Source organism: Brevibacterium sp. (assembly GCF_022712115.1).
In the GTDB taxonomy this organism is placed as follows: Bacteria; Actinomycetota; Actinomycetes; order Actinomycetales; family Brevibacteriaceae; genus Brevibacterium; species Brevibacterium salitolerans.
Genome location: NZ_JALAHB010000004.1, coordinates 1 through 7,375, shown reverse-complemented (window position 1 = coordinate 7,375; position 7,375 = coordinate 1). Strand labels below are relative to the sequence as shown.

Genomic DNA, 7,375 nt, shown 5'->3' with positions numbered 1-7,375 from the left:
TGGGTCCACTGGTGGAACACGGCCCGGCTCCACGAAGCTCTCGACTACCGCACCCCCGCATCGGTCGAAGCGGCCTACACTCACCCCACGACGACCGCGCCCGCGACCGTCTAACCACGGAACGAATCCCAGGGCGCTTCATGGGCGTTCAAGCCGGTGGCGAGCTATCCGACTGCATTCAAGGAACGCGTGAGCTATGTCCTGGCTGAGGCCAGCGGCAAGCTCATCGAGGTCGACGCTGATGAAGGATGCCGTGGTGCATGGAACGGTCGCCGGCACCTCAGGTTCTGGAACGACATCGACGACTCGAGGACCATTCTCCGCGGAGAGCACCAGCTGCAGACGGCGCAACTGTGAATCAGTCCTCGTCCGTCTTCAGGTGCTTGGGCCTGAGAGGCCCATAACGTACGCGGTACGTGCACATGGCCCCGAACCGGAGTAGTCGGTTCGGGGCCATGTGGTGCCTTGACCTCAGCAAGCAGTTGGCTTCGTCGGGATCGAGCCTAGGACGTGCAGAATGCTATCGTCCGCGGCGCACGCCCACCTCAGGCGACGCGAAACGTGCCTGGGCGGATGAAAGACGCCGGCTACTGTTTGGCTCGAACGCGAACGTCGACAGCCGCCCAGAGGGCCACGGCAAGCAGCATCATGACGTTGCCGGCGATGACGAGCAGAACATCGCCGACGCTTCCTCCCGGGCTCGTCGTGAACCCTGCGGCCGTGCCCACGCCGACCATTGCGGCTGCGAGCACAGCGATCGTCCTCGCGGCGACCGTGCGTGTGCCGGGGGCGCGGGCAATGACTGCCAAGAGAACTGCTGCCACGCACAGGCAGAGTGAAATCAGTGGTGCAGTATTCGACAGCGGGATCCAGGTACTCTCTGGCAAGACTTGCAGCCCGATGAACACCGCTACACTCCATACCGGGATTGCAAGGCATGTCAATAGCGTCAATGTAATGAGTCGAGCCGGCTTTATGGTTTCGACCATCATCCCGCCTTTACTTTGTGGTCGACTGCTATCGTGATCATTTCCCGTTCCACACTCGAGTCTTGAGTTGAACGATACCGTAGTAGGTTGATGCGGCGCCATAGCATCGGTTCCGCTCGACGGTCCACTTGCCTTGGTAATACGCGTAACTGCAGTTCTGGCGGATATGCTTTTTGAAGGTAGTATCTGTTGTCTTGCGCTGCGATCGCTTTGAGCTCAGCGAGATATTCTTCTTCCGGATCTTGTCGATAGACATGTCATGGCGTGCGCATGGGCCGCGGAAGTCTGCCTTCGGCGCCTTGGGAAGAGACAGGAACCGATCCGGGGACCAGGTGCAGTAGTCGTGAAGCGCCTTGGGCTTGCAACGAGATGTCGTGTATTTCGTGCAGTACACGTAGCCCTTTGGTACTCCGACCTTCGAAGGCCGTGGAATCGCCTTTGCCGCGTTGATGTCCGGCCCGATTGTTGCCTTTGTGTTGTCAGTGATGGTAAGCCCAGTTTCCGCGCCAGGTCCGGGGTCGCCCACTTCGCCAGCGCTGAGCTCTTCGTCTTCTGCCACAAGCTCGTCCTCGGTGAAGTAGCCGGATTCGCCGGCCGACAGCATCCATTGAAGAGCTTCCTTCGCTTCGAGCTGCCCTTCGGCCTCGGCAGTCGGGCCTATGAATATCGTGGCCACGACCTCGTCAGCTGTAACTGCCGCCTCTGGGTACTCCACTGCAATCTCAGCGGAGGCGATCTTCACTTCGCTGGGGAGTTCGACGCCATTGGTGTCGAAAACGGCGGGGGTGAATGTCATTTCCCCAGATTCACAGGTGAGGCGTTCGCCGGTCGTCGAGTCGCACCCGTCCGGCACTGCAAACTCAACGGTAGATTGCTGTTCTGATGGGGAATCGTCGTGGGTAATTGTCCGGGTATCATATGAAGTCAGGGAGGCGGAGTCCTCTCCCGCATCCATAGCTTTGAGCTGTGCGGAGACACTGGCGGCTTCAACGTTGAGATTGTAAGTGTCTGTGCCGTTTGGGTCGGAGCCTGTTGCGTGGGAGGGGGTGGCAATTGCCCCCTGGGTGAATAGTGAAAGAGCGGCGATGGCGGCGCATGCGGTGGCTGCACGTTGTAAACGAGTCAATAGGAATCCAGATCTAGATGAAGGAGCACTGGGCGCAGAACGGTGGAGTGCGTCATTGTGAGAAGTTCGAACGCCGAACATAGCGTAGCCCGTAGTGAGGTGAGGAATTGCAGGTTCGGGCCACGGTTGCGTAACGATCGAGGCGGAGAGACCCATGGAGGTGCTACGAGTGGATGGCCTGGAGAGGGCGTGGGATGACTCCGGGGCTTGGGCCCAAGAGAGGGGGCGGTTGTCATGGAGGCGCGCCGGATCGCCGGGACGAGGATGAAGGTGGGCCCTGCGTCCACACGCGCATAACGTGCCATTAAAGTGCTAGCGGCCCCGAACCGGCTACTGCGGTTCGGAGCCGGTGCGTGCCCTGACCTGGGCAGACAGTGGGCCCAGTGGGGATCGAACCCACGACCCGCGGATTAAAAGTCCGCTGCTCTGCCAACTGAGCTAGAGGCCCGCAGAGAGTCTACAAGAAGCCGCCCCTCGGCACGCACCGTCCCACCTGCGTCCGCATCCCCACCCGCACTCGCCCCGGCCCATGCTCCTGTCTCCCACCTCCCACCGCGCCGGTCTAGGCTCACAGCTGTGAAGAGCGAGATGAAGTCCGCGGCGCGTTCGGCCGAACACAGTGCGGCGCTCCGGGCGCTCGCGCGCGGCGGCTACGTCGCCAACGGCCTCGTGCACGCGCTGGTGGGCGGGATCGCGGTCTCCATCGGACTCACCGGCCGGGGCGACAGCGATCAGACCAGCGCGCTGTCCGCCGTGGCGGCGACGGTGCCGGGTGCCGCAGCGCTGTGGGTGCTCACCGTGCTGCTGTGGGCGCTGGGCCTCTTCCACCTCGTCGACGGGATCGCGCAGTCCCGCGCAGGGACCACCGCGGGGACCGCGAAGAAGTGGGGCACTCGCCTCTCGCGCTGGGGCCAGGGTGCGGCCTTCATCGCCACCGGTGCCATCGCTGCCTCGGCCGCGCTCGGCAATCGCACTGACGGGGACGCCCGCGCGGAGTCCGCCAGCCGAGGGCTCCTCGACGTCCCCGGCGGGCCGGTCCTCCTGGCCCTCATCGGCCTCGGGCTCCTCGCCGGCGGCGTCGTCTTCATGGTGCTGGGCGCGCTCCGCAGCTTCCGGAAGAGGATGACGCTGCCCTCCGGGGCGCTCGGCCACACCGTGCGCACGCTCGGCGTGATCGGGTTCGTCGCCAAGGGCGCCTCCGTCGCCGTGGTCGGCGTCCTCATAGGCCTGGCAGGGTTTCGCGACGACCCGCATTCCGCCGGGGCCCTCGACTCCGCGGTCCAGACGCTCCGCGAGCTGCCGGGAGGATCCGTGATCGTCGCAGTGCTCGGCCTCGGCCTCATCGCCTACGGCGTGTTCTGCGGCTTCCGTGCACGGTACGCGCGCCTCTGAGCGCATGCCGGGGCTCACGTCCGCACCCCCTTACGCCACGCCGCCTGCCGCGTAGGCTGGAAGCCTGCGAGGACGGTCCGGAGGCCGCGGCCTCGGGCGCGTGCGCTCTTCCCGGCCCCGGCGCGATCCCCGCCCAGTCCAGCGAAAGGAAGGCCATGCCCACCGTCGCCCAGCACATCGTCGACACCCTCTCCGCCAGTGGGGTCCGCCGCGTCTACGGCATCCCCGGCGACTCGCTCAACGGCTTCACGGACGCCCTGCGCACCACGGACGGCGTCGCCTGGATCCACACCAGGCACGAGGAGGGCGCGGCATTCGCCGCCTCCGCCGAGGCCGCCCTCACCGGTGAGCTCGCCGTCTGTGCGGGCTCCTGCGGGCCCGGCAACCTCCACCTCATCAACGGCGTGTACGACGCCATGCGCTCCCGGGTGCCCATGCTCGTCCTCGCCGCGCACATCCCCACGGAGGAGATCGGCACCGGCTACTTCCAGGAGACGCACCCGCAGGACCTTTACCGCGAGTCCAGCGTTTACACCGAGTACGTCTCCCACTCCGGGCAGCTGCCGCGCCTCCTGCGCATCGCCATGCGGGAGGCGCTGACCCAGCGCGGTCCGGCCGTGCTCGTCATCCCCGGAGACGTCCTGCTCGCCCAGACGGATGCCGCGCCCGAGGCCGTCCTACCCACATGCTCCACCGTCCTTCCCGCGCCGAGCGAGCTCGCGGCTGCGGCGATGGCGCTGAACGACAGTGCGAAGATCACGATCCTCGCCGGAGCCGGCACCCAGGGCGCGCATGACGAGGTCGTGGCGCTGGCGGAGAGGCTTCAGGCCCCGGTGGTGCACGCACTGCGGGGCAAGGAGTTCGTCGAGTACGAGAACCCCTACGACGTGGGCATGACCGGTCTGCTGGGATTCGCCTCCGGCTACCACGCGCTGCTGGGTGCGGAGACCGTCGTCATGCTCGGCACGGACTTCCCGTACGCGCAGTTCTTCCCGCAGGACGCGACGGTCATCCAGGTCGATGTGCGGGGCGGGCAGATCGGGCGGCGCGTGCACGTCGACCATCCGCTGGTGGGCACCGTGAAGGAGACGGTGGAGGCGCTGCTGCCGGAGCTCAAGGGCAACCGGAGCTCCAAGCACCTGGACACCATGCGCAAGCACTACCAGCGCACGCGCAAGGAGCTCGCGGAGCTGGAGAAGTCGGATCGCAAGCGGATCCACCCCCAGCACCTCACCCGCCTGCTCGACCAGGGCGCGGCGGACGACGCCGTTTTCGTCCCGGACGTGGGCTCCCCGGTCATGTGGGCCGCCCGCCATCTCACGATGAATGGGAAGCGGCGTCTCATCGGCTCCTTCACCCATGGCTCGATGGCCAACGCCCTGCCCCAGGCGGTGGGCGCGCAGGCCGCGTTCCCGGACCGGCAGGTGCTCGCACTCGCCGGCGACGGCGGCCTGTCCATGCTCCTGGGCGAGCTGCTCACCGTCACGCAGAACGGGCTGCCGGTGAAGACCGTCGTGTACAACAACAGCTCGCTGAACTTCGTCGAGCTGGAGATGAAGGCGGCGGGCTTCGTCAACTACGCGACGGACCTGGAGAACCCGAACTTCGCCGCCGTCGCCGAGGCCGTGGGCGTGAGGGGCTTCCGCGTCGAACGGCCCAAGGACCTGGCCGGCGCGGTGGAGGAGTTCCTCGCCCACGACGGTCCGGCGGTGCTGGACGTGGTCGTCGAGCGCCAAGAGCTCACGCTCCCGCCGTCCGTGAAGTTCGAGCAGGCCAAGGGCTTCGCGCTCTTCGCGATCCGGACCGTCCTCTCCGGACGCGGCACGGAACTCATCGACCTCGCGAAGGCGAACATGCGCCAGCTGCTCTGAGCTGAGTTGAGCCGCGCTACGCAGACGGGTGCAGACGACTCACCTGCCGGTCTGGCTTCCCGTCTGCGGATTCGCCTCGAGCCGCCCCGGAATCGGGCGAATCCGCAGACGGGAACGGAGGTGTGGCCCGTTCCCGTCTGTGCGTTGTACCGCCCCGCCGCTCAGAGGCGGGGGTCCGGCCTCCAGTTGCGCGGAGCGTCGCCCTCCACCGGATCGGCGCTCACCGCCGCGTCCCCAGCCGCGGTTCCGGCCGCTCCGGCCTCGGGAACCTCGTCCTCCACGACCTCTCCGGCGATGACGTCGTCGTCGCGACGGCGGAACAGGCCCCTGCGCCGGCCCTTCGCACTCTTCCTGTCCCCGGCGCCCTTCCCGGGGCCCAGCGCCTTCCCGCTGCGGTCTCCCGTCGTGCCGGCGCCGCTCGTCCCGTCGGCGGCACCCGCTCCGGCGGCAGCACCGGTCCTGGCCTCGGCGGCACGGGCGCGCCTGCGGGCCTTCGCCTCGAGCAGATGACGGAGCCCGGCGACGATGTCCGCATCCCGCAGCGGGGTGCTCGAGGCGGGGTCGAGCTCCGGGGAGAAGTGCGCAGGCATGTCGCCGAAGGCCCCGCGGGCGTTCTTCGCCACGGTGGAGGCCATCATCCGGTTGGTCACCCCGCCCACGGCGGCGCCCACTCCGAAGGGCACCGCGCGGAGCACGATGTTCCCGCCGGAGCGCACCCCGTAGGTGCGGATCAGCTTGTTCCGCAGCTTCTTCACGATGGTGTCCAACACCGCCGAGGGGATCTGCGTGGTGACGAGCGCACCCCAGTTGGAGGTGAGTGCGGGGCCGCCCTGCGCCTGCGCGGAGAACTGCTTGACGAGGCTCTTGCCGCTGCTGCCCAGCATGAGGCCCATGACGAGGGCATTGGCACGGACCGGGTCCGCCACCTGCATCCCGTGGAGCTCCGCGAGCGACTGCGCATAAAGGGCGGAGAGCTCGAGGAAGCCGCCGGTCTCCACGGCTCCCAGCCCCAGTGCGGCACCGGTCCCGAGGCCGGGCACCACAGCAGTGGCGCCCACCGCCGCCCCGCTGCTCGTCGCCACCGTGAGGTAGTGCCGGCGCAGGATGTCCGCGATCTCGGCCGGGCTCGCATCCGGATGCCGGCGGCGCACCGTGCGCACATAGGCCAGCACCACCGGCCGCTGGACGGACAGGGCGCGCTGGAGAAGGCCCCGTGCCCGCGGGTGGAGCTCTCCGTCCTTGGTCACGGCGAACTTCGCCGCCGTGCCGATCCCGTTCGTGATCGCAGTGCTCTTCGACATGTGGCTCCTCCGTGAGGGCGTGAGAGTGCTCGCATCACGAGCCTAGGCGCGCACCCTGGGAGATGCACTCAGACGCGAGTACCATCGGCCACACCATGCGCACGCATCACAAGCCCCTCCCGATGGCAGACCTCGACCACCTCGACGAGCGCCCGGACCCGGCGCGGCTCGCGGAGATCGCCCACGCCACCGCCTCCCTCCTCGTCTACGGCACCGTGGAAGGCCGTCCCACGGCCGCCGGCGAGGCGAGCCGCGCCGGCCGCGACACGGAGGCCACCGCACGCTTCGTGCGGCTCGCGGACGAGATCGGGCTCGAGGTCATCGCGGAGATCTGGGCCTCGGCCCCGGCGGTCTCCCTCCCGGGCGTGCTCTGGCGGCTCTACGCCCTCCGGGAGTGGATCACCACCCGCTCCGCACGCGTCGCGGAGGAGTTCGACGCAGGCCGCACCCGAGGCCGGTTCCGCTCCGAGACCTATCTCACCGAACTGCTGGCAGGGGTGGAGAACCCGCCCGGCCCGGACGAGGTGGTCCGGGCGGCGGACGAGATCCTCGCCGGCGCGTTCCGCGGCGACTTCTCCGTCGCCCTGCTCCGCGCCGCGGCCTTCACGGAGGTCTGCGCGGCAGGCCGGCGCGCGCTCGCCCGGGACGCGCTCGCGCTGGGCAGCGGGATGGAGCGGGGGCCGGACGATCTGGGGG

7 protein-coding genes and 1 tRNA gene are annotated in these 7,375 nt (G+C 68.0%); 4 read left to right on the top strand and 4 right to left on the bottom strand.

The features are described 5' to 3' along the window. Nucleotides 1-189 precede the first annotated feature (189 nt). The gene (locus tag Q0A33_RS00170; RefSeq protein ID WP_291791375.1) at nucleotides 190-357 is read left to right on the top strand and encodes a hypothetical protein; all 168 of its coding nucleotides are present in this window, start codon (nucleotides 190-192) and stop codon (nucleotides 355-357) included. 230 nt (nucleotides 358-587) lie between these two features. Here Q0A33_RS00170 and Q0A33_RS00165 read toward each other — a convergent pair whose 3' ends face one another. From Q0A33_RS00165 to Q0A33_RS00155, 3 genes are all read right to left on the bottom strand, one after another. Next, nucleotides 588-989, bottom strand: a complete 402-nt coding sequence (locus Q0A33_RS00165; RefSeq protein WP_291791373.1) for a hypothetical protein — start codon at nucleotides 987-989, stop codon at nucleotides 588-590. A 37-nt stretch (nucleotides 990-1,026) separates the two neighbouring features. Continuing rightward, a complete protein-coding gene (locus Q0A33_RS00160; protein ID WP_291791372.1) occupies nucleotides 1,027-1,785 on the bottom strand; it encodes a phospholipase A2 in 759 nt (252 codons plus the stop codon). A 705-nt stretch (nucleotides 1,786-2,490) separates the two neighbouring features. After that, nucleotides 2,491-2,563, bottom strand: a tRNA-Lys gene (locus tag Q0A33_RS00155). A gap of 128 nt (nucleotides 2,564-2,691) precedes the next feature. Between Q0A33_RS00155 and Q0A33_RS00150 the strand changes: the two genes are divergently transcribed. Both Q0A33_RS00150 and poxB read left to right on the top strand, forming a co-directional pair. Continuing rightward, complete coding sequence (locus Q0A33_RS00150) at nucleotides 2,692-3,507, top strand: DUF1206 domain-containing protein (RefSeq protein ID WP_291791371.1); 816 nt, start codon at nucleotides 2,692-2,694, stop codon at nucleotides 3,505-3,507. Between the two features lie 155 nt (nucleotides 3,508-3,662). Beyond that, nucleotides 3,663-5,378 carry a ubiquinone-dependent pyruvate dehydrogenase gene (gene poxB, locus Q0A33_RS00145; protein ID WP_291791360.1) on the top strand — a complete coding sequence of 572 codons (1,716 nt, stop codon included), beginning with the start codon at nucleotides 3,663-3,665 and terminating at the stop codon, nucleotides 5,376-5,378. A gap of 161 nt (nucleotides 5,379-5,539) precedes the next feature. Here poxB and Q0A33_RS00140 read toward each other — a convergent pair whose 3' ends face one another. Beyond that, complete coding sequence (locus tag Q0A33_RS00140; RefSeq protein WP_291791357.1) at nucleotides 5,540-6,679, bottom strand: hypothetical protein; 1,140 nt, start codon at nucleotides 6,677-6,679, stop codon at nucleotides 5,540-5,542. Between the two features lie 95 nt (nucleotides 6,680-6,774). Here Q0A33_RS00140 and Q0A33_RS00135 point away from each other — a divergent pair. Next, a partial coding sequence (locus tag Q0A33_RS00135; RefSeq protein ID WP_291791354.1) for a hypothetical protein occupies nucleotides 6,775-7,375 on the top strand: 601 nt, incomplete at its 3' end.

Excerpts from the sequence above, each read along its gene's own strand:
- Q0A33_RS00165 (WP_291791373.1), bottom strand. The coding sequence starts at position 989 with ATGGTCGAAACCATAAAGCCGGCTCGACTCATTACATTGACGCTATTG.
- Q0A33_RS00160 (WP_291791372.1), bottom strand. The coding sequence starts at position 1,785 with ATGACATTCACCCCCGCCGTTTTCGACACCAATGGCGTCGAACTCCCC.
- poxB (WP_291791360.1), top strand. The coding sequence starts at position 3,663 with ATGCCCACCGTCGCCCAGCACATCGTCGACACCCTCTCCGCCAGTGGG.
- Q0A33_RS00140 (WP_291791357.1), bottom strand. The coding sequence starts at position 6,679 with ATGTCGAAGAGCACTGCGATCACGAACGGGATCGGCACGGCGGCGAAG.